The sequence below is a fragment of the Campylobacter sp. CNRCH_2014_2452 genome (genome assembly GCF_025772865.1).
Taxonomy (GTDB): domain Bacteria; phylum Campylobacterota; class Campylobacteria; order Campylobacterales; family Campylobacteraceae; genus Campylobacter_D; species Campylobacter_D lari_D.
In genome coordinates, this window is sequence record NZ_JAKMSX010000001.1 from 156,206 (window position 1) to 177,301 (window position 21,096).

Sequence of the window (21,096 nt, forward strand, 5' to 3'; positions counted from 1 at the left end):
TTTGGATAAATGAAGGGTATGTGAGTAGTTGATAAATTATCCCAACGCTAGTATTACCTAGTTCTGGTGCGGTCTAAGCTTTTAGCTTACTCTCAGCCTGTATCACAAGCTCCCGTCATTTATGCAAAAGAAGTATAGCAATAAATACAAAACAAAGTTTATTTTTTTGTTTGATTTTTAGCTTGCTTGCTAAAATGTAACAATTCTTCAGTAGTTTTAATGTAAAAAGGAATTTTTTTAAGACAGTATTTCAAAATTTCACTTGCGGCCAAAGCATCACTTAAAGCTCTATGATGCTTACTTTCAATACACAAAAACTCTTTTAGAGCATCAAGGCCGTATTTGGGACTTTCAATGCATTTTTTAGCTAAATCAATAGTACATAATCTTCTATTTAAAAGCACTCCAAAATCATTTTCATACATAGCTTTAGATATAAAATGATAATCAAAACGCACATTGTGTGCTACAAAAATGCTATCTTTTAAAAATAACTTAAAATCATTTAACACAGCTTTCAAAGAAGGAGCATTTTCTATCATATCTAAACTAATCCCAGTTAATTCTGTAATATTTTCAGGTATGCTATCTACTTTTACAAAACTCTCAAATCTATCAATTTCTTTATAATTTTGAATTTTTACAGCACCTATTTCTAAAATTTGACCACTTTTTATCCCGCCAGTACTTTCAATATCTACAACACAAAATATCTCATCTTTTATTTTTGTATTTTTACTTTTTAAACACAAACAATTTTGTGCATTAAGCTCTACCCCTAGTCCTAAAAGCTCAAAAATATATAAATCAAAATCATAGTGGTTTAATTCTTCTATTTTTGCAAGTTCTCTTAAAACCCAAGGAAAAGGTTTATTTTCTTTGCTTAGTTTGATGATTAAATCATCGATTTGTTGTTGGCTCAAAATTCAAGCTTTAAAGAATTAATTGCTGTTTTTTTATCTTGCGAAGAAAAAATATAACTACCCGCGACCAAAATATCAGCTCCTGCTTCATCCAAATCAGGTGCATTTAAGCCATTTACCCCACCATCAACCTCTATAAAAACTTTAAGATTTTTCCTATCTATCATTTCTCTCAACTGGCGAATTTTATTATACACCAAAGGTAAAAAACTTTGCCCGCCAAAGCCTGGATTAACACTCATTAAAAGCACCATATCTACAAATTCTAAAATATGTTCTATGCTTGAAACTGGAGTATGTGGATTTAATACAATAGCAGGATGAATGCCGTTTTTTCTTATATACTCACACACCCTAATAGGATGGTTTTCAGCTTCTAAATGAAAACTAATAAATTTTGGTTTTATAGGTATAAATAAATCTACAAAACTACTAACATTATACACCATTAAATGCACATCTAAAGGTACTGAAGTAATTTTTGAAATATTTTCAATCACACAAGGACCAAAAGTAAGATTTGGCACAAAATGTCCATCCATCACATCAATGTGCAACAAATCAGCTCCCGCTTGAGATACTTCTTTAATCTCATTTTCTAAGTTTAAAAAATTTGCAGACAATAAACTTGGCGCTACATACATTATATATCTCCAATAAAATAAAAAATAATTTTATCATACTTATTATCAAATTTTCTTTATGTATTTTTAATAATATTTGATTTTTTTAAGCTTGCTTTAGATATAATGCTAAAAATTATTTTTATTTCATAAGGAAAAATTTATGTCAAGAATTTGCCAAATTACAGGAAAAGGACCTATGGTAGGTAACAATGTTAGCCATGCTAACAACAAAACTAAAAGACGCTTTTTGCCAAATTTAAGAACAGTTCGTATTACTTTAGAAGATGGAACTACTAGAAAAGTTAGAGTTGCTGCTTCAACTTTAAGAACACTTAAAAAACAGAGTAGCAAATAATCCTTAATATAAACGAGGAATTATTATGTCTTTTTTGAAAAAGCTACAAAAATTCCTCAATTGGTCCCCTTCTCCAAAACCTTCAATCAACCTCAATGACGAGCTTTACGAGCAACTTAGATTTTTAAGAATTCCTCTTATTGCTGTCGTAATAATGACACTAATTGGAGCTTTTGGTTATATGCTTACAAGTAATTATAATCTCAATGATGCTATTTACCAAGCTGGTATGACATTTACCACTTTAGGCTACACTGAAGTCAATCCCATACCAACAGCGGGTAGAATTTTTACCGTTATATATGTATTATTAACTTTTACAATATTTACTTTTTGCATGGGTTTAGTGATAGAAATAGTAAAAAAAGGAATCTTGTCTAAAATAATCAAGGAGAGAAGAATGCTTCATAAAGTTGCAAGATTAAAAAATCATTTTGTAATATGCTATCACAATGATTTTACCATAGAACTAGCACAGCAATTCAAAGAAAATCACATTCCTTTTGTTGTTGTTGATGAAATAGAAAATTTTAGCGAGATAGCTGAAAAATATAATTATTCTTATTATATAGAAAGTGCTCCACATACAAATATAGCCTTTTTAAAGACCAATCTTTCTAGCGCAAAAGGTGTAATTACTCTTAGCAATAACATAGCAGATAATATAGCCATCATTGCTTCAGTGAGATTGTTTGAAAAAGAATTACAAAGAATCAATCCTTATTTTATACTAGCTAGCTCAAGCAATGAAGACGAAACTGAAAAACTAAAAAAACTTGGAGCAAATTCCATAGTTTCTGCTACAAAATTGGTCGCACAAAGACTTAGTGCTATGTCAGCAAGACCTGATATGGAAAATTTATTAGAAAATTATCTTTACAAAAAAAATAGCCCTATTGATTTAGAAGAGGTTAAAATTCCTGACGAGTCATGGGTAAGATTTAAAAGACTAAAAGAAATCCATTTAAGAGATATGGCAAATGTTAGCATAGTGGGAATTTTGGAAAATAAAAAATTTACCCCTATGCCAAGAGGAGACACTTTAATAGGCACTGGTGCAAAATTGTTAATCGTTGGTACAGCAGATAGTATAAAAATAGCTAAAAAGATTATTAAAAATAAACAAAAACCTGACGAGTTAAAATACATTTAACTTATTTAAGCTATAATCAATAACAATAAAATTTCAAAAAAAGGAGGCTTACATGCTACATGAATTTAGGGATTTAATCACCGAGTTAAAAGGCAAGGATATGCATTTTGATAAGTTGTTTGAAGAGCACAACAAACTTGATCACAAAATCAAAGATGCAGAAGAAGGTAGAATTCATCTAGATAGCTTAGAAATAGCAAATCTAAAGAAAGAAAAGTTAAAATTAAAGGATGAATTAAATACTTATTTATCAAATTATAAAAAATAATTTCTACCGATTTTTTTAACTTTTAAGGATTAAATATGTTTAGGAAAAAAAGTCAATTATCACAAGACTTTGAAAATTTACAAAATAAAATCAAAGAACTAGAAGAAGAAAACAAAAGACTTCTTTCAGAAAAACAAGAATTAATTAAAAATTATGAAAAACAACTTCAAGGAAATTGCGGAAAAACTGAACTTGAAACAAATCTTTTGGAAATGCTATTAAATGGTGTTTTAAAAGGTATTGCAAATGTTCAAAGTGATATGCAGGAAAATGTTAATAAAGCGGAAATGATTTCTCAATATTCCGATTCCTCTTTAAAAGATATGCAAGAGTTAAATTCAATAACTCACTCTATCATATCTTCACTTCAAAGCATTATAGAATCAGCTAATCGCTCAAGAGATACAGCGGGAAATTTACACCGCAGCGTTGATGAGATCACTAATGTTATTAACTTAATCAAAGATGTATCCGATCAAACCAATCTTTTAGCACTAAATGCCGCAATCGAAGCTGCTAGAGCAGGAGAACACGGCAGAGGCTTTGCTGTTGTTGCTGATGAAGTAAGAAAACTTGCTGAAAAAACACAAAAAGCAACTTCTGAAGTAGAATTAAATATTAACCTATTAAAACAAAATGCTGATGAGATGTATGGACAAAGTGAACAAGTAGAAAAAGTATCATTAGAATCTAATGAGCATATAGTAAAATTCTCTAGTAATTTTGCTCAATTAATTTCTAATGCAAATTCAACTAGTTCTCACGCTAAAAGCATTACCTCTGAAATATTCATATCACTAGCAAAACTAGATCATATTGCATTTAAATTAAATGGATATAATGAAATTATTCATGCTTCAGGAAAAACTTTATCTGATCATTTAAGTTGCAGACTTGCAAAATGGATTGCTGGTATTGGTAAGGAAAGATTTTCTGGCGGAAGAGCTTTTGGTAAGTTAAATTTACCACATCAAAAAGTACATGAAAATATGAACCAAGCCGTTGCTTTAGCACATAATGAAGATACAAGTGATAAACTAGTACAAAATCAAATTTTAGATAAATGCTCTAATGCTGAAAAGGCTTCTGAAGATTTATTTGGAATCTTTAAAGAAATGCTTGATGAAAAAGATCTAAATATTGAAAATAAAGAGGAAAAATAAAAAGAGGTAAGATTAATTCTTACCCTTAAACCACAAATACGCATACTCAAGTAAAGGAGTTTTTATAGGATTTTCTTTAGAAAATTTTTCAAAATCTTTTCTTTTTATCCATACTGCTTGGATATCTTCTCCCTCAATTCCACCACCATTACCAATTTTATTATCTTCATTAATTTCAGCAAAAAATAAAAATTGTCTACTAACACCTGAACCAAAACCTGTATAAAATTCCCCTATTTTTTCTACAACCTTAGGAGCATAACCTAGTTCTTCAATACATTCTTCTTTAGCTATTTCCTCTAAACTCAAATCTTTATCAACAAGACCTGAACAAAGCTCTATGCTAAATCCCATCTCGTTTAAATTTAAGTTATTGCGTTTTTGATAATCCCATAAAGGAATTCTAAATTGCTTTACAAAAACAAAAGAATCTTTTTGAGTATGATATAAAAAAACAGAAACACTATCTAATGCTTCTATAAAATCCCAAGTGTATTTTTTGTTATCTTTACCTATATAAGTATATCTTTTAGGTTTAATATATTTTGAGTTAGAAAATTGCTCTTCTTGTAAATTTTTCATGTAAAATCCTTATAATTTTACATCTATTATAACAAAATAAAACGAGTATGAAAAAATATGAAAGAATTTAAAAGAGTTGCTACAAAAAGCAACTCTATAAAGAAAGCTAAAGAATATAAAGGCGGTTATTACATCATACCACCCATGCCTCCCATACCACCCATGCCACTCATATCAGGCATAGCAGGTTTGTCTTCTTTAATTTCGCTAATTGTAGCTTCAGTTGTTAAAAGCATGCTAGCTACTGATACCGCATTAAGCAAGGCTACTCTTTCTACTTTAACAGGATCGATAATACCGCTTTCAAGCATATTTACATATTCACCTTTTGCAGCATCAAAACCAGTATTTTCTTCTTTACTATTTTCTACTGTATTTACAACTACACCAGCATCAAATCCAGCATTTTCAGCAATTTGTCTTAAAGGTGCTCTTAATGCTCTTTCTACAATAGCTGCACCAATAGCCTCATCGCCTTGCAAACTCAAGCTGATTTTTGATTTTGCTTTGATTAATGCAGCGCCACCACCTATTACTATACCTTCTTCAACTGCAGCTTTTGTAGCACTTAATGCATCATCAACTCTATCTTTTTTCTCTTTCATTTCAGTTTCAGTAGCCGCACCAACTTTAATCACCGCTACACCACCGCTTAATTTAGCTAATCTTTCTTGTAATTTTTCTCTATCATAATCTGAACTTGTTTCAGCAATTTGAGCTTTGATTTGGTTAATTCTTGCATCAATATTTGCTTTTTCACCTGCGCCATTTACAATAGTTGTATTGTCTTTATCAATAATCACGCTTGAAGCTTGACCTAAATCTTGAATACTAGCACTTTCTAAAGTTCTTCCAAGCTCTTCAGAAATCACTTCACCACCTGTTAAAATAGCAATATCTTCAAGCATAGCTTTTCTTCTATCGCCAAAACCAGGAGCTTTAACTGCTGAAATATTTAAAACACCTCTTAATTTATTTACAACTAAAGTTGCCAAAGCTTCGCCTTCAATGTCTTCAGCTATAATTAAAAGTGGTTTTCCTGTTTTTTGAATTTGTTCTAAAATTGGCAATAAATCTTTTAAGTTGGCAATTTTTTTATCAAATAACAAAATAAAAGGATTTTGCAATTCAGCTGTCATTTTTTCAGTATTTGTAATGAAATATGGGCTTAAATAACCTCTATCAAATTGCATACCTTCAACTACATTTAATTCATCATTGATTGATTTTGCTTCTTCAACAGTGATAACACCATCTTTTCCAACTTTTTCCATAGCATCAGCGATTAAATTTCCGATTTTCTCATCTGAATTCGCAGAAATTGTTGCAACTTGAGCTATTTCTTTTTTATCTTTAACTTCACGAGAAAGTTTTTTAAGTTCAGCTACTATAGCTTCGCAAGCTTTATCCATACCTCTTTTAACTTCGATAGGATTAGCACCTGCTGTAATATTTCTCAAACCTTCTTTAAAAATAGCATGCGCTAAAACTGTTGCTGTTGTTGTTCCATCGCCTGCTTGATCAGCTGTTTTACTAGCTACTTCTCTAACTAAAGAAGCACCCATATTTTCTAAAGAATCTTTTAATTCCACTTCTTTAGCTACACTCACACCATCTTTTGTGATAGTTGGAGCACCAAAACTTTTTTGGATTAATACATTACGACCGCGTGGCCCCATAGTGACTTTTACAGCATCATTAAGTTTTTTAACACCTTCATAAAGTTTATTTCTTGCTTCATCTGAAAAAAATATTTCTTTTGCCATTTTTTATCCTTTTTTATTTAATAATCCCTAAAACATCTTCAACATTAAGAACTAAATACTCTTCATTATCAAGTTTAATTTCAGTTCCACCGTATTTTGCAAACATTACTTTATCATTTACCTTAATATCTTCTATTTCTTTGCTTACTGCAACAACTTCACCATTTAATGGTTTTTCTTTAGCATTATCTGGTATAATAATCCCAGAAGCAGTAGTTTTCATTTCTTCTAAGCGTTTTACTAAAATACGCTTTCCTAGAGGTTGAAAATTCATTTTTTATCCTTTCTAAAATGTGCCATTTTTAGCACTCTTTGTTTTTGAGTGATAGAATTATACATTAAAGAAAGTTAATTGTCAATAAATTAAGTAAAATATATCATATAAGTTTAGTCTATATCACTAAATTTATATGATATATCATTATAAAGGTTTCTCATGAAAAAAATTCTTTACATTCTTTTAGGTGTAGTGTGTATAGCATTTCTAGCTATATATACATTATTATTTACAAGCATGGGTAATGGTTTTTTAAAGCCAAGAATCGAAACGATTATTGCTCAAAAAAGCGGTATGAATGTTAAATTTGAAAATTTTAAAATTAGTTTTTTACAACTTGACATTAAAGCAAATATTGATGATAAATTTTTTGCTAACATAGAAGGTGGTATATCACCTTTAAGACTAGGATTTGATTTAAACTATCTTTTAGGACTCAAACAAAATTATATTCAAGAACTTGGCTTAAAAAGCGATAAAGATTTTACATTTAAAGGTAGTGCTGTAGGTAAAAGTAGTAATTTTTCAGTAAAAGGCAATGGATTTTTGTTTGATTCTAATCTTAGCTTAGATGCAAAAATTGTTGATTTTTCTCCTATAAATCTTGAATTTATTGGCAAAAATATAGATTTGGCTCAAATTTTAGATTTTGCTAATCTACCAAGATATGCTCAAGGAAAAATTAGTATTATAAGCGATATACAAGCTAAAAATTTAAAACCAAATGGTAATGCTTTGATTAATTTTTACACAAGTTCTATCAACAATACTCTAATTGAAAAAGATTTTAATCTAAGCTTACCAAAACAAAGCTATATAAAAGGTGAAATAAGATCTTTAATCCAAAGCAATGAAGTTATTTCTAAAAGTGAAATTTTAAGTAACTTCTTCAAACTTTATACACAAAAAAGTATTTATGATATAGCAAAACAAAGCTTAACTAGTGATTTTGATATCAAAATAGATGATTTTAATCAATTTTCATCTCTAGCCAAAATGAAACTCCAAGGTAAAAGTCAAATTCAAGGTAATTTACTTTTTGCAAACAATCAATTGCAAAAATTAGATGCTGACTTACTTGGATTTGGTGGTAGCTTAAAAGCTGTTTTAGAAAATAATAATCTTAATATCAATACAACTAATATAGAAGTAGCAGAACTTTTAAAAACCATATCCATACCTGCTTTTATTAATTCTAAATTAGTTTTAGATTTAAAAGCACAAGGGCTTGATTTTAAAAATTTCAATCTAAATACTAGGTTAAACAATGCAAATATAAATGTTATGGAATTTAAAAAACTAAGCAATCTTGATTTTCCAAAAACAAATTTTAACTTACAAGCTAAAGCAAATGTGAAAAATTCTTTGATTGATTATGAAGCTTTACTTGATTCAAACATAGCAAAAATACCTCATCTAAAAGGTTCGTATAACCTTACAAACAAAGATTTAAATGTACAAATTAGTGCTTTTATAGATAATCTTAACAAATTAAAACTTTTAACCAAACAAGATCTCAATGGACCTTTAAATTTAGATGCCAAAGTTGATCTTAAGTCAAATCAAATTCAAAATCTTGATGCAAATATTAAAATCATGCAAGGGCTTATCAATGCAAAATCCAATGGAAAAAGTTTACAAGCAAAGATTGATAATATAAAATTAGAACAACTTTTTCCTTTGATAGGACAAAAAGTTTTAGCATTTGGTAATGTAAATGCAGATATTGACTTAAAGTCACTTGATTTTAACAATATTAATGGTGATTTTAAAGCAAATATTAATTCTTCTTTTAATGAAGTAGAATTATCCAAGCTTTTAGAGAAAAAATTTCCAAAGAATACTTCAGCAAAAATCAATCTTGATGGAAAAATTTCTAAATCAGTCATTGATTTTAACGCTAAAGTTTTAAGTTCATTTGCAAATATTAATTCATTAAAAGGTAAATTTGATCTTAATCAAATGGCTCTAGCAAGCACTTATAATATATCATTACAAGATTTTTCTAAGCTAGGATTTTTAGTTGATAGAAACTTAAAAGGCAAGGCTGATTTTGAAGGAAAATTTGATTTTAAAAACGCTTTAATAGATGCAAGTATTAATAGTAAAAATATATTTAACGGCTCATTAAATGCCACTTTAAAAAATAATATTTTTAACGCTAAAATGCAAAATACCGATCTTTCAAATTTAACTCAAAGCTTAGATTTACCTGATTATTACCAAGCAAAATCAAATTTAAGCATTGATTATAATCTTTTAAAAGAAAGTGGTGTAGTGCTAATGAATTTAGCCGATGGGCAACTTAAGAAAAATCTCATCACAGGTGCTTTAATGTTACTTTTACAAAAAGATATCACTCAAGATGTATATCGCAACGGTGAAGCCAAAATAAATATCAACAAAAATCTTATAGATTTAAATTTAAACCTAGTGGCTGATAGAAGCAATATAAATATTAGCAAAGGTAAGGTTGATACAAAAAGTACCAAATTAAACATTCCTTTTAATATCGTCATTGATAGAGCAAACTTCAAAGGTGTTATAAAAGGAACAACGCAAGATCCAAAAGTAAGTCTTGATACAAAAAGTGTTGTAAATTCTATTGTTAATACAATAGGTGGAAATGCTAGTGATGGTGCTAAAAATACAGGTAAAAAAGTAGATCAAGCAATAGATAAAATTTTTAACAAACTCTTCTAATAAATCTAGCCTTTAAAAAAAGGCTAGATTTTTATTAAAATAAACCAAATTTACCATCTTTTTTCTTATATAACACCCTCATTTTTGCATCTATGTCATTAAAAACTAAAAATATATCTTTACTTGCTTTTAATTTTTCCAATGCTTCTTCAATTTCCAAAGGCTTATATAGCTCAAGTTCTGTTGGAACTATCTCATCTTCCTCAATCAAGCTCGGTAATACTAAATTTTCTTTTATCTCATCTTGATGTTTATGGGTAATATTTTTATCATGCAATCTTCTTAAAACCTTAGAAATTCTATCAATAGCTAAATCTATAGCAGCATATAAGTCTTTATCTTTTTGCTTTACAACCACTGTATTAATACCGGCTAGATTAATGCTAAATTCAGCCCAAAATCCTTTCTTTCCATGCCTTTCATCAGCACTTATAACACAACGCGCAGAAATCACATCTAAGCCATATTTACTTAAAGCATCAAAGCTTTTTTCCACATACTCTTTTATAGACTCAGTTAGCTCAAATTGCTTTCCAACTATACTTGTATTCATTACTTCTCCTTTTTATGAAGTTAAATACATTATAGCACTTTAATCGTAAAAAAATAACTTTTTAAATAAAAAATAAATTTAAAATTTTAAAGGATCTAGAATAAGCACACCATCCTCTGAAAGTTTTTTACCTTGAAAGTGTGTTTTACAAAAAGAAACAATTAAAGCATGAAAAATTTGATAAAGCTCATATAATTTACATTCTTTTTTTAATAAAACACACAATTCTTGTTGATTTTTAGCTATGTCTTTTTTTAAAAAATCTGCCAACTCATCATAACTTTGACACTCATAGCCTAAATAATTAGCTATTTTTGCACTATAAGCATCAACTACTAAAACTTCTTTTTTGCATATATAATTTAAAATTCCATCAGCACTTTCTTGACCAAAACCCTTAATATCCAAAAGCCATTCTCTATCAACTTCTTCTTTAAAAAGCTCAAAAGAATTAAAATATTGAAAATATTTTTGAGTAAAATTTTTAATATATTTTGCCTTAGTATTATAAAATCCACTTGGCTTTATTAAAAACGCTAAATCTTGGGTATTTAAATTTAATAAATCTTCTATCTTAGTAATATTTGCTTGTTTTAAATTTATCAAAGCTTTCAATACATTTTTCCAGTTTGTATTTTGAGTTAAAACTACAGAAATTAAAATTTCAAACTCACTTAAAGTATTATTTTCTAGCCATTCAAAATCTTTATAATCAATATTTGCATTAACTAAAGCTTTAAAAATTTCATATCCACTCATGCTTTTTCACTCTTTCTTAAATGCATCAAAATAGCCTCAATTACATCATCATCGTCTTTACTTTTTGCTTTAATGACTTCTTTGCTCTCATCATCTTTTACAAAACAAATATTTTGTTCATAATTGCTCACTAATTTATAATGTTTGCTAGCTAAAATTTTTATGATGATTAAATCCAAAAACTGCTTTGTGAAGATATCAGGCCTTCCAAAACGATCATTCATCTCACTTTCTATCTCATAAACTTCATTAGCACTCATACACTTACTAAGTCTTCTGTAAAGTTCTAATCTCAAACGATCTTCACTAATATACTCACTATTTAAAAAAGCATTGATATTAAGCTTTAGATCTATTTTTTTCTCTTTAATTTCTTCTTTTTTACTTAATTTATTAATCTCATCTTCTAACATTTTAAGATACAAACTATAACCAATTTGTTCTATATGTCCACTTTGATCCACACCTAATAAATTTCCACCACCACGAATTTCTAAATCATGATAAGCAAGCACGCTTCCTGAACCTAAATAAGAATTACTCTCTAAACTCGTAAGTCTTTTTAAAGAATCTTTTGTGATTTTTTCCTTATCTTCAATCAAAAAATAACAATATCCTTGCTTGGCACTACGCCCTACTCTTCCTCTAAGTTGGTGTAAATCAGCCATACCAAAGCGATCTGAATTTTCTACTATAATAGTGTTTGCATTTGCCAAATCAATACCACTTTCAACTATAGAAGTACAAAGCAATAAATCATATTCTTTATTTTCGAATTTAATCATTTCTTCTTCAGTAATTTTTGCATCAATTTTAGAATGCAAGATTAAAATTTTTAAATTTGGAAACAAATCTAAAAGATATTTTTTACATCCATCAATACTTGCTATATGATTGTGTATATAAAAAACCTGTCCTGCTCTTCTTAATTCTCTTGAAATAGCTTCTTTAACCAAAGCATCACTACTTTCTCTAACAAAGGTACGCACATCCAAACGATCCTCAGGTGGAGTTTGTAAAACACTATATGATTTTAAAGAACTAAGAGCCTGATTTAAACTTCTTGGTATAGGCGTTGCTGACATAGATAGAATATGTGAATTTTTACTTAGTTCTTTGAGTTTTTCTTTTTGTTTTACACCAAATTTATGCTCCTCATCTATCACGACTAAACCCAAATTTTCACACTCAACCCCTAAAAGAGAATGCGTTCCAACCACTACACAAGGCTTATTTTCTTTTAAAAATGCTAAAACTTGTTTTTTTTCTTTAGCACTAGCAAAACGATCTAGCTTAAAAACCTCTATATCAAAAGAATCAAATCTTCGTTTTAAGGTTTTAAAATGCTGGGCTGAAAGCAAAGTAGTTGGCACAAAAAATAAAGCCGTATAACCACTTTTTACACAAGTAAATATAGCATTCATAGCAACTTCTGTTTTACCAAAACCCACATCGCCACTTAAAAGCCTATCCATCACCTGCATACTTTTTAAATCTTGAGTGATTTCTTGACAAACTTGACTTTGATCTTTAGTGTAAAAAAATCCTGCCTTATTGATAAATTCATCTTGTAATTCTTGAGAAATTTTTAATTCTTTTGCTTTTATCAAAGCTCTAGCCGCTGCTAAAGAAACTATATTTGAAGCAATGGCAAATAATTTTTCTTTTAATCTTTCCTTGATTTTTAAAAAACTTCCTTTTCCAAGCTTATCAAGTAAAGGCACGCCACCACTTGCACCGATATATTTATCAATCATATATAAATTTTCAACAGGTAATAAAAGCTTATCGTTATTTAAATACCCAAGAGCGACAAATTCTTTTTTTGCTCCTGCTATTGCAATAATCTCAAGACCTAAAAATTTAGCTACACCATAATCTTCATGCACAACAAAATCCCCAACTCTAAGTTCATCTATTACCAAACTTGCTTTTCTAACTCTTTTATTTTTTTCTTTTTTATTTAAAGATATGATAAGCTCATCTTGAGTACTTAAATTAATTCTTTCTTGGGATATTTTTAATTTAATATTTGAAAATTCTTGTAAATTTAAAGCTTTAAACAAAGCTTCATTTTTTGCTAAAATAATAATTTTTTTATCTTTGTGAAAAGTGAAAAAATCATAATTATAAGAACTTACCAAATCTTTATAAAATTTTGGTTCGGGTAAAATATTTTGATTGATTTTACTAATATCTTCTTCAAAATCATTTACATCAAATTTTTTTATGCTTACAAAATTTAAATCTAAATAATCACAAAAATCATCAACACACCAAAAACCTAAAGAATTAACATCATTTATAATGCTTTGACTTTGGAAATTTTGAATTTTTTCTTGTAAATTTTCATATTGCTCTTGACTAAAAGCACTCAAAAAAGGACAAATTTCTATATTGGAGAGTTCAGTAGGGATTGATTTTTGTGTATGTATATCAAAATATCTTATACTTTCTATCTCATCTGAAAAAAGTAAAATTCTGAAAGGTTGTTCTTCATTAATCGCAAAAATATCTATAATATCCCCGCGTATTGAAATTTCACCCTTATCTTGAACTATATCTACAAACTCATATCCACTATGTAAAATTTCTTCTTTAAATTTCTCTAAAGCAAGAAGTGAATTTCTTTTAAGAATAATGTTTTTTAGATGCTTTTTACCTGGTAACTTTTGCAAAATTGTTTTTATAGGAGATATTAAAATTTTATTTTCATTTTCTTTATGATAAGCATTTAATACTTTACAAATTTCAAAAAGTTCTTTAGAAAAAGAGCGTAAATCGCTACCAAATTCTGCTCTAAAATCAGGTAAAATAAAAGTTTTTAATTTTAAAAATAAGCAAACTTGAGCTAATTCATCTGCTTCTTTATCATTCTCACAAATTATTAACTCAGTTTTATTACTTAATAAATATTCATATAATTTAGCTTGCATTTTCTGAATTTTCTATACTCACATCAATAGTTGCAAACTCTTCTTCTTTTTCAATTATTTTACTACTTCCGTTAAATTTCCCACCATTTTCAATACTTAATTGTTTAACTATGATATTACCATTAAGCACACCGCCAGATAAAATTTCTAAAGAATCAACTTGCATTTCTCCCTCAAAAACTCCATTGATTACTATTTTACTTGCCTTAACTTGTCCTTTTAAAACACCACTTTTACCTATCACTATCACATTAGAAGAATTAATTACTCCTGTAATTTCTCCATCTAAATGAAGCATAGAATCAAAATAAAATTTTCCTTCTATTTTTGCTCCGTTTGAAATGACTGTAGTTTCGGATACTGCAGCAATAGAGCCTTTATTAAAGATTGCCATGGCACTCTCCTTTCTTTTTCAAAAATTTGTTCATAGTTTTTTCGGTTTAAATCTATAAAAATCTTAGGATCTAAAAGTTTATTAATAAATCTAACCTCATAATGCAAATGCGGCCCCGTAGAAAGACCTGTATTTCCTGTATAACCCAACAAATCACCTTTTTTTACAAATTGCCCTGCTTTGACAACATCCTGACGCGTCATATGCGCATAAACCGTTTTAAAACCAAAATTATGGATCAAAATCACTGAGTAACCATAGCCATTATTGCTATATGCAGCGTATTCAACCACTCCATTTGCAGGCGCATAAATAGGAGTTTTTAAAGCTGCTCTTAAATCAATACCTGGATGAAATTCTTTTTTATTTAATATAGGATGATGACGCCATCCGAAATTACCTGTGACTCCATTATCTTCTATCACATGACCATTTGGAATTTGTGTTAAAAATAAATAAGCTTGATCATTAGTAAGTTTGACTTTTTCTAATCTTTCTGGTATATCTAAACTTTCATCTTGCTTTAAGCCTAAATTATCCTCAATATCTGCAAGTTGGGTTTGGAGTTCATCATATAAGGCTGTTTTTTCCTCTAAACTTTTTTGCATACTCTCATTTTGAGAAAACAATTTAGTATTCTTTGAAGATAATATTTCTTGTTCTTTTAAAAGCTCTGAACGCTTATCTGCTAGATAATTAATATATAAAGCACCTAAAACTATAACAACAAAAACAAAAGTAGTAAAATAAATTATTACTTTTTTTATAATCTGACTTAATAAAAAATGTCTAGAACCATTTACATCTGTAATAGTTAGCGTAAATTTATCTTTCATTATAGCCTCTTAAAAATTTTTCTACCAATACAAAAGAACCAAAAACTAAATATAACTCATCTTTTTTTATTTGTTCAAATTTTTGATAAACAATATCTAATTTTTCTAAATTTTCTAGCAAAACAGAACCCGCCAAAGGTCTATCTTTACTTTCATAATCATAAATTTCAACTATTTTTATTATAGGTTTTAAAACCTTTAAAATTTTATAAGAATCTTTATCTAAAAAGCAATTATAAACTAAATGAACTTTTTTTTCCTTGAAAATTTCAACTAAAGCTAAAGCCGCCATTTCATTATGTCCTACATCAATAAAAATATTTTGACTTATTTGCTCGCACCTTCCTTTTAAATCAAGTTTTGGTAGATTTTTGATACTTTGAATTAATTCTTTTTCATTTTTAGCACAAATTTTAGAAAAAGCTTCTAAAGCTAAAAAAAGATTATCTTTTAAAAAAGTCGCAAAATTATATTTTTGAATATATTCTTGTACATAAGGATAAATAAAATTATTTTTTTCTAGCAAACTGATACTTAAACTAGCTCGTTTTAAATTTGCTATTTTTTGAGCCAAATTTAATACTTTTGCTTCTTGCTTATGATTAATTAAAGCTTTGGCACTCATGGCTTTTAATTTTGTTCTTGCTATTTCTTCTAAATTTTTACCTAATAAATCTTGATGATCAAATCCTATTTTAGTAAAAATACTAAAATCTATTTCAAAAACACTTGTCGCATCATACTCCCCACCTACTCCGGCTTCTAAAATCACATAATCACAATCTTTAAAAATAAAAAAAGCTAAAAAAGTAGCGTATTCAAAATAACTAAGTTTTTTCACATCTTCCAAAAAAACACTTTCTAGTTTTTCATGCGCTTTTTCTAAAAGTTCATTGCTTGCAATTTTGCCATTTAACCAAAATCTTTCATTAAATTCAAAAATATGTGGACTTGTATAATGACCTACTTTATATCCTTGCTCTAAAAGTAAAAGCGCTAAAAATCTACCCGTACTTCCTTTACCATTAGTGCCAATAATTTGGATATTTTTAGTTTTTGGAATAAATTTTTTATACTTCTCATACATGCTAAACATAAAAAATCTACTAATTTTTTGCACATACATAGTTTTTTGTGAAAGTGTTTGTTGAAATTTCATGCTAAGCTTTTTGGATTAATTCTTTTAAAATATCACCATCTGGAAATTCTTTTTTTTCTATGCAAGAAGATGATAAAATAAGTTTAACTACTTCTTCTTTATAAATGAATTTATAATCATCTATAAGCTTTAAGGCTTTTTCTATAAAAATCTGAGCACTTTCTAAATTTTTACCTGGAAGTATAACCAAATAAGAACTTTCATCTAAAATCCAAATTTCACCCATATCTTTACATAAATCTTTAAGTATCTTTTTAAACTTTCCACTAATTGCCTTAAAACTATCAACACCATAAACATTAATAACATGCTCTATATTATTAATTTTAAAAAAACATAATGCATAATTAACAGCATAAAGCTTATAGTTTTCATCAAGTTTTTTAAGTTCTTGAGCAAGACTCCACTGCTCTCTTTGCTCATCATCACTTGTAGCTTGAATTTGAGTTTTAATTTGCACTATTTGCTCGTTTGCATACAAAAGTTTATCTTTTAGTGTATCAAAATTAATTTGAACATTACCATTTTCATCTTTAGTTAAAGCATTAATAAATTTCACATCTTCTTGGCTGTTATCATAAAGCTTTGATACCATTTCATTTAAGCTTTCTAAGTGCTGATTAAAAAAAGAAAGGTTTTTTTGTATATAATATTTATCTGTTGCTTCTTTTTTTTGCAACATTAAATAATACTCATGTGCAAATTCTTTCCTGGCAATTAATTTAGGATTTTCTTTTAAATTTTGTTTAAACTGCTCAAGCTCTTTACTTGCTCCAAACAAAGACTCCAAAGAAGCTAGTAAAAGTTCAGCCTGCTTCTCATAAGATCTCTCCTTTAACATAACAATGAGTTTTTCAACTAAAGTGTGAAAATCCAAAAACGCTCGAATATTAAATTCTTCTAATTTTTTTAAAAGCTCATAATCCTCATAAGATTTTTCAAGCTCTCTCCATTTAGCTCTTAAAAGATATATGGTTTCTAAATCCATAGCTTGAGATAATCTGTGTTGAGTAATTTTTGCTAGTTCTTTGATTTTTTTATCTTTGCTAATACTAAGCTGATGCACAATCAAATCAAGCAAAGCATAAACATCTTCATATTTTCTACTTACTTGCCTATTAAGCCTAGAAACTAAAAACATCAAAAACTCATCAATAGTTCGAATACTTTTTCCTTTTAGCTCTTGCTTATAAATATCATCTAAAAGATTAGTATATTTTTCTATCCTTGCTTTATTAAAACTCATCACTCCCGCTTTTTTAGCACATTCTTCAAATACCTCACTATAATTTTCAGGAGTTGGATGCAACTTACGCTCTTTTAATTTTATCAATGTTTCTTTTGCGATCTCATTGATATGACTTGCCATTTATTTATAACCCCTAATAGCTATGATAGAAACAAATTCATCAAAAGCCTCACTTGATGCATTTTTAATTGCTTCAAATCTAGCTTGATCGCTAATAATAGAATTTGGATTAATATCAAAATTATAACTTCCCTTGGTATTTACAACTTCTTCTTTACCATTTTTATAACGCATAAGAAATTCCAAGTAAAGCTCTGCTTTATAATTAACTACATAACCATTTCTATCATACACCATAGGATGAAATTCTAACTTTTTCATCGTAACTATAATAGAACTATCTGCATTATGCTCATCTATGACTTTTCTGCCAAGCTTATTAAGCATAGCTTCTCTTAAAATATCTGTTATATAAACACTATTTTCGGGATCTTGTTTACTAATATTGATTTTCAAAAATACATTTTCACCCAAAACCCTACTTGCCATTTGAGATGATGGGATATATCCACAAGATATAATAAAAAAAGCAAAAAAAGATATTAAATATTTTTTCATTTAACCACCAAATTTACCAATTTCTTATCAATATAAATTTCTTTTACAATGGTTTTTCCTTCTAGCCATTTTGCAACATTTTCTTTAGCCAAAGCTAAAATCTCATCTTCTTTAGCCTCTGAATTTATTTCAATCTGCGCTCTTTTTTTACCATTAACACTAATAGCTATATTAAAACTATCTTTTACAAAAACTTCTTCTTTTATTTTTAATACTTTAAAATTTTCACATTTAAACAAATGCTCGCTAAGCTCAAAACAAACATGAGGGATAATAGGCTCTAAAATATTTAAAATAATATAAAAAGCTTCTTTTAAAACTTCTTTATGATTTATAGCATTTAAGGCATTTAAAGCTTCCATACATGCAGCTATTAAGGTATTAAAGGCAAAACTTTCTTCATAAACTTCAAAAGATTTTTTCAAAGCTTCATATACTTTTAATCTAGCATATTTTTCTTCTTTATTTAAACTTTGATGATCAATTTCTTGTAATTTTCCACATTCTAAACTCATAGCCTTTTCATAAAGCCTATTGATAAATTTAAACGCACCCTCTAGCGCACTATCGTTCCATTCAAGTTCTTTAGCAGGTGGTGCAGCAAACAATATAAACAATCTTGCACTATCTGCTCCATATTTTTCTATAATATAATCAGGATCTACTACATTACCCTTAGATTTACTCATCTTAGCACCATCTTTAGTGACCATTCCTTGGGTTAAAAGTCTATTAAAAGGCTCATCATCTTTTAAATAACCCAAATCTCTAAGTGCTTTTTGGAAAAATCTAGCATAGAGTAAATGTAATATCGCATGTTCAATCCCGCCAATATATTCATCAACATTCATCCAATAATTAACACTTTTTTCATCTACCGCTTTTTCTTGCCATGTTTTATCATCACTTGCAAAACGCGCAAAATACCAAGAACTTTCAAAGAAAGTATCTAAAGTATCGCTTTCTTTTTGTGCTTTTTTACCACATTTTAGACAAATGCACTCTTTCCATATTTCATGCTTATCAAGTGGATTTCCCTCTCCATTTATAATCACATCTTCAGGCAAGGTAATAGGTAAATTTTCTATTTTTTGAGGAACTATGCCACAAGAATTACACTTAATCATTGGTATAGGAGCACCCCAATATCTTTGTCTAGAAACACCCCAATCACGAATTTTAAAATTGGTAACCTTTTTACCAATACCCAAAGATTCAATTTTTAAACTAATTTTTTCTCTAGCATCATTACATTCTAATTGATCAAATTCGCCACTATTGGTTAAAACACCTTCTTTTAAAGTGTAACATTGTGCGTCATTTTCATCTTTATAAATTACTTTTTTTATAGCTAAATTATAAGTTTTTGCAAACTCATAATCTCTTTCATCATGAGCAGGCACACTCATAACAGCCCCACTACCATAATCACTTAAAACAAAATTAGCTACCCATAAAGGAATTTTTTCTTTACTTAGTGGATGGATTACATGAAGATTTAAAAAATATCCTTCTTTTGGTGCAGCTTGTCTTTGGCGGGGTGTTTGATTTTGTATATTTTGAATTTTTATGATAGTATCTTGATCTAGTAATTTTTTATCAATTAATTCGTTTACTATTTCATGATCAGGTGCTAAAGCAATATAAGACACTCCATAAATAGTCTCAGCTCTTGTTGTAAAAACATTGATCTTTTTTGCACTGATTTTATCATTTTCTTCTATATCAAAATCAAAACTAAGTCCTGTGCTTTTACCTATCCAATTTTCTTGCATAGTCAAAACCTGACTTGGCCATTTTCCTTCTAATTTTTTAAGATCTTGCAATAATTCATCTGCATAAGCGGTAATTTTTACATAATATCCTGGCATTTTTTTTCTAATGACTTCATGTCCACAACGCCAACATTTGCCATCTTCAACTTGCTCATTTGCTAAGACTGTTTTATCATTCTCACACCAATTAACTTCAGCTTCTTTAGTATAAACAAGTCCTTTTTCATACATTTTGATGAAAAATTCTTGCTCAAATTTAGTATATAAAGGATCAGAAGTAGCAAACATTCTTTTTTTAGAAAAGGAAAAGCCCAAAGAAGCAAGTTCATTTTGCATATAATCAATATTTTCATAAGTCCATTTCTTAGGATGAATACCGTGTTTTATCGCAGCATTTTCAGCAGGCATACCAAAACTATCAAAACCTATAGGATGTAAGACATTAAAACCTTTTTTTCTATAATATCTAGCCATAGCATCACCTATGCTATAGTTTCTCACATGTCCCATATGAATTCTACCACTTGGATATGGAAACATAGATAAAATATATTTTTTTGGTAAAGAAAAATCATCTTTTGGCTCAAAATATTCTTTTTCTTGCCAAATTTTTTGCCATTTTTTTTCTATTTTACCTGCCTCATATGCCATTTTAACTCCTAATTTTCTTCTTGACTTTTTACTGAATCAACTATAACTAAAATCATTGAAAAGATATTAGCTATCAAAGCACCAATTGCTAAAGTATAAACCATAACATTAGCTTCTGGATTAATTTGTATTAAAGCAAAAGCTGGAATTAAATGCAAATCAGCCACTAAAGAACTAGCAAATAATTCAGCTGCTAAGAAATTTCTAACTCCGATTTTCAATAAAGTAGAAATTAAATTCACACAAGCTGCAATAAATAATGCAACTTCATTTTGATCATATAAAAATCCTGCGGTTGTAGTTAAGCTCATTAGAGCAAAAAAGATATAAATAACCTTACCCCAATTCAT

Annotated in this window: 20 protein-coding genes, 1 pseudogene and 1 riboswitch; of the genes and pseudogenes, 6 read left to right on the forward strand and 15 right to left on the reverse strand. The window is 28.5% G+C overall.

Annotated features, from left to right (window positions below):
• Nucleotides 1–21: 21 nt before the first annotated feature.
• Nucleotides 22–126: riboswitch (TPP riboswitch) on the reverse strand.
• Nucleotides 127–158: 32 nt separating this feature from the next.
• Nucleotides 159–923: a 3'-5' exonuclease gene (locus L8X38_RS00785; RefSeq protein ID WP_263661003.1), complete on the reverse strand. Its 765-nt coding sequence runs from the start codon at nt 921–923 to the stop codon at nt 159–161.
• The gene (gene rpe / locus L8X38_RS00790; protein WP_263661004.1) at nt 920–1,567 is read right to left on the reverse strand and encodes a ribulose-phosphate 3-epimerase; all 648 of its coding nucleotides are present in this window, start codon (nt 1,565–1,567) and stop codon (nt 920–922) included. Before rpe ends, L8X38_RS00785 begins: the two co-directional genes overlap by 4 nt.
• Before the next feature lie 142 nt (nt 1,568–1,709).
• Here rpe and rpmB point away from each other — a divergent pair, with 142 nt between their 5' ends.
• The 5 genes and pseudogenes from rpmB (at nt 1,710) to L8X38_RS08480 (ending at nt 4,488) form a co-directional block, all read left to right on the forward strand.
• Complete coding sequence (gene rpmB, locus L8X38_RS00795) at nt 1,710–1,904, forward strand: 50S ribosomal protein L28 (protein ID WP_012661734.1); 195 nt, start codon at nt 1,710–1,712, stop codon at nt 1,902–1,904.
• 25 nt (nt 1,905–1,929) lie between these two features.
• The gene (locus L8X38_RS00800) at nt 1,930–3,057 is read left to right on the forward strand and encodes a potassium channel family protein (protein ID WP_263661005.1); all 1,128 of its coding nucleotides are present in this window, start codon (nt 1,930–1,932) and stop codon (nt 3,055–3,057) included.
• 52 nt (nt 3,058–3,109) lie between these two features.
• Nucleotides 3,110–3,325: a YdcH family protein gene (locus L8X38_RS00805; RefSeq protein ID WP_133318720.1), complete on the forward strand. Its 216-nt coding sequence runs from the start codon at nt 3,110–3,112 to the stop codon at nt 3,323–3,325.
• Between the two features lie 431 nt (nt 3,326–3,756).
• A pseudogene (locus L8X38_RS08475) lies at nt 3,757–4,041 on the forward strand (methyl-accepting chemotaxis protein); the annotation flags it as partial.
• Nucleotides 4,042–4,140: 99 nt separating this feature from the next.
• Nucleotides 4,141–4,488 (forward strand): CZB domain-containing protein, encoded by a 348-nt coding sequence (locus L8X38_RS08480; protein ID WP_404842196.1) that lies wholly within the window; start codon nt 4,141–4,143, stop codon nt 4,486–4,488.
• A gap of 12 nt (nt 4,489–4,500) precedes the next feature.
• Here the strand turns inward: L8X38_RS08480 and L8X38_RS00815 are convergent, their stop codons facing one another.
• The 3 genes from L8X38_RS00815 to groES form a co-directional block, all read right to left on the reverse strand.
• A complete protein-coding gene (locus L8X38_RS00815) occupies nt 4,501–5,070 on the reverse strand; it encodes an NUDIX domain-containing protein (protein WP_263661007.1) in 570 nt (189 codons plus the stop codon).
• Between the two features lie 128 nt (nt 5,071–5,198).
• A complete protein-coding gene (gene groL, locus L8X38_RS00820) occupies nt 5,199–6,836 on the reverse strand; it encodes a chaperonin GroEL (RefSeq protein WP_263659042.1) in 1,638 nt (545 codons plus the stop codon).
• A gap of 13 nt (nt 6,837–6,849) precedes the next feature.
• The gene (groES, locus tag L8X38_RS00825) at nt 6,850–7,110 is read right to left on the reverse strand and encodes a co-chaperone GroES (RefSeq protein ID WP_039626536.1); all 261 of its coding nucleotides are present in this window, start codon (nt 7,108–7,110) and stop codon (nt 6,850–6,852) included.
• A gap of 162 nt (nt 7,111–7,272) precedes the next feature.
• Between groES and L8X38_RS00830 the strand changes: the two genes are divergently transcribed.
• Nucleotides 7,273–9,816, forward strand: coding sequence for a hypothetical protein (locus L8X38_RS00830; RefSeq protein ID WP_263661008.1), 2,544 nt, complete (start codon nt 7,273–7,275; stop codon nt 9,814–9,816).
• Between the two features lie 34 nt (nt 9,817–9,850).
• Here L8X38_RS00830 and hpf read toward each other — a convergent pair whose 3' ends face one another.
• The 10 genes from hpf to L8X38_RS00880 all read right to left on the reverse strand — a co-directional run bounded on the left by hpf (nt 9,851) and on the right by L8X38_RS00880 (nt 21,096).
• The gene (gene hpf, locus L8X38_RS00835) at nt 9,851–10,369 is read right to left on the reverse strand and encodes a ribosome hibernation-promoting factor, HPF/YfiA family (RefSeq protein ID WP_133318716.1); all 519 of its coding nucleotides are present in this window, start codon (nt 10,367–10,369) and stop codon (nt 9,851–9,853) included.
• 78 nt (nt 10,370–10,447) lie between these two features.
• Entirely contained in the window at nt 10,448–11,128 is a 681-nt protein-coding gene (locus tag L8X38_RS00840; RefSeq protein WP_263660125.1) for an endonuclease III domain-containing protein, read from the reverse strand.
• Entirely contained in the window at nt 11,125–14,064 is a 2,940-nt protein-coding gene (locus L8X38_RS00845; RefSeq protein WP_263661009.1) for a DEAD/DEAH box helicase, read from the reverse strand. Before L8X38_RS00845 ends, L8X38_RS00840 begins: the two co-directional genes overlap by 4 nt.
• Entirely contained in the window at nt 14,054–14,458 is a 405-nt protein-coding gene (locus L8X38_RS00850) for a bactofilin family protein (protein ID WP_263661010.1), read from the reverse strand. Before L8X38_RS00850 ends, L8X38_RS00845 begins: the two co-directional genes overlap by 11 nt.
• Complete coding sequence (locus L8X38_RS00855) at nt 14,386–15,297, reverse strand: M23 family metallopeptidase (protein WP_243705623.1); 912 nt, start codon at nt 15,295–15,297, stop codon at nt 14,386–14,388. Before L8X38_RS00855 ends, L8X38_RS00850 begins: the two co-directional genes overlap by 73 nt.
• Nucleotides 15,284–16,453, reverse strand: coding sequence for a Mur ligase family protein (locus tag L8X38_RS00860; protein ID WP_263661012.1), 1,170 nt, complete (start codon nt 16,451–16,453; stop codon nt 15,284–15,286). Before L8X38_RS00860 ends, L8X38_RS00855 begins: the two co-directional genes overlap by 14 nt.
• Nucleotide 16,454: 1 nt before the next feature.
• On the reverse strand, nt 16,455–17,822 hold the full coding sequence (locus L8X38_RS00865; RefSeq protein ID WP_263661013.1) for a hypothetical protein: 1,368 nt from the start codon (nt 17,820–17,822) through the stop codon (nt 16,455–16,457).
• Nucleotides 17,823–18,320: an LPS assembly lipoprotein LptE gene (gene lptE / locus L8X38_RS00870; protein ID WP_263661014.1), complete on the reverse strand. Its 498-nt coding sequence runs from the start codon at nt 18,318–18,320 to the stop codon at nt 17,823–17,825.
• Nucleotides 18,317–20,746 carry a leucine--tRNA ligase gene (gene leuS / locus L8X38_RS00875; RefSeq protein WP_263661015.1) on the reverse strand — a complete coding sequence of 810 codons (2,430 nt, stop codon included), beginning with the start codon at nt 20,744–20,746 and terminating at the stop codon, nt 18,317–18,319. Before leuS ends, lptE begins: the two co-directional genes overlap by 4 nt.
• Before the next feature lie 8 nt (nt 20,747–20,754).
• Nucleotides 20,755–21,096: a DUF6394 family protein gene (locus L8X38_RS00880; RefSeq protein ID WP_133318707.1), complete on the reverse strand. Its 342-nt coding sequence runs from the start codon at nt 21,094–21,096 to the stop codon at nt 20,755–20,757.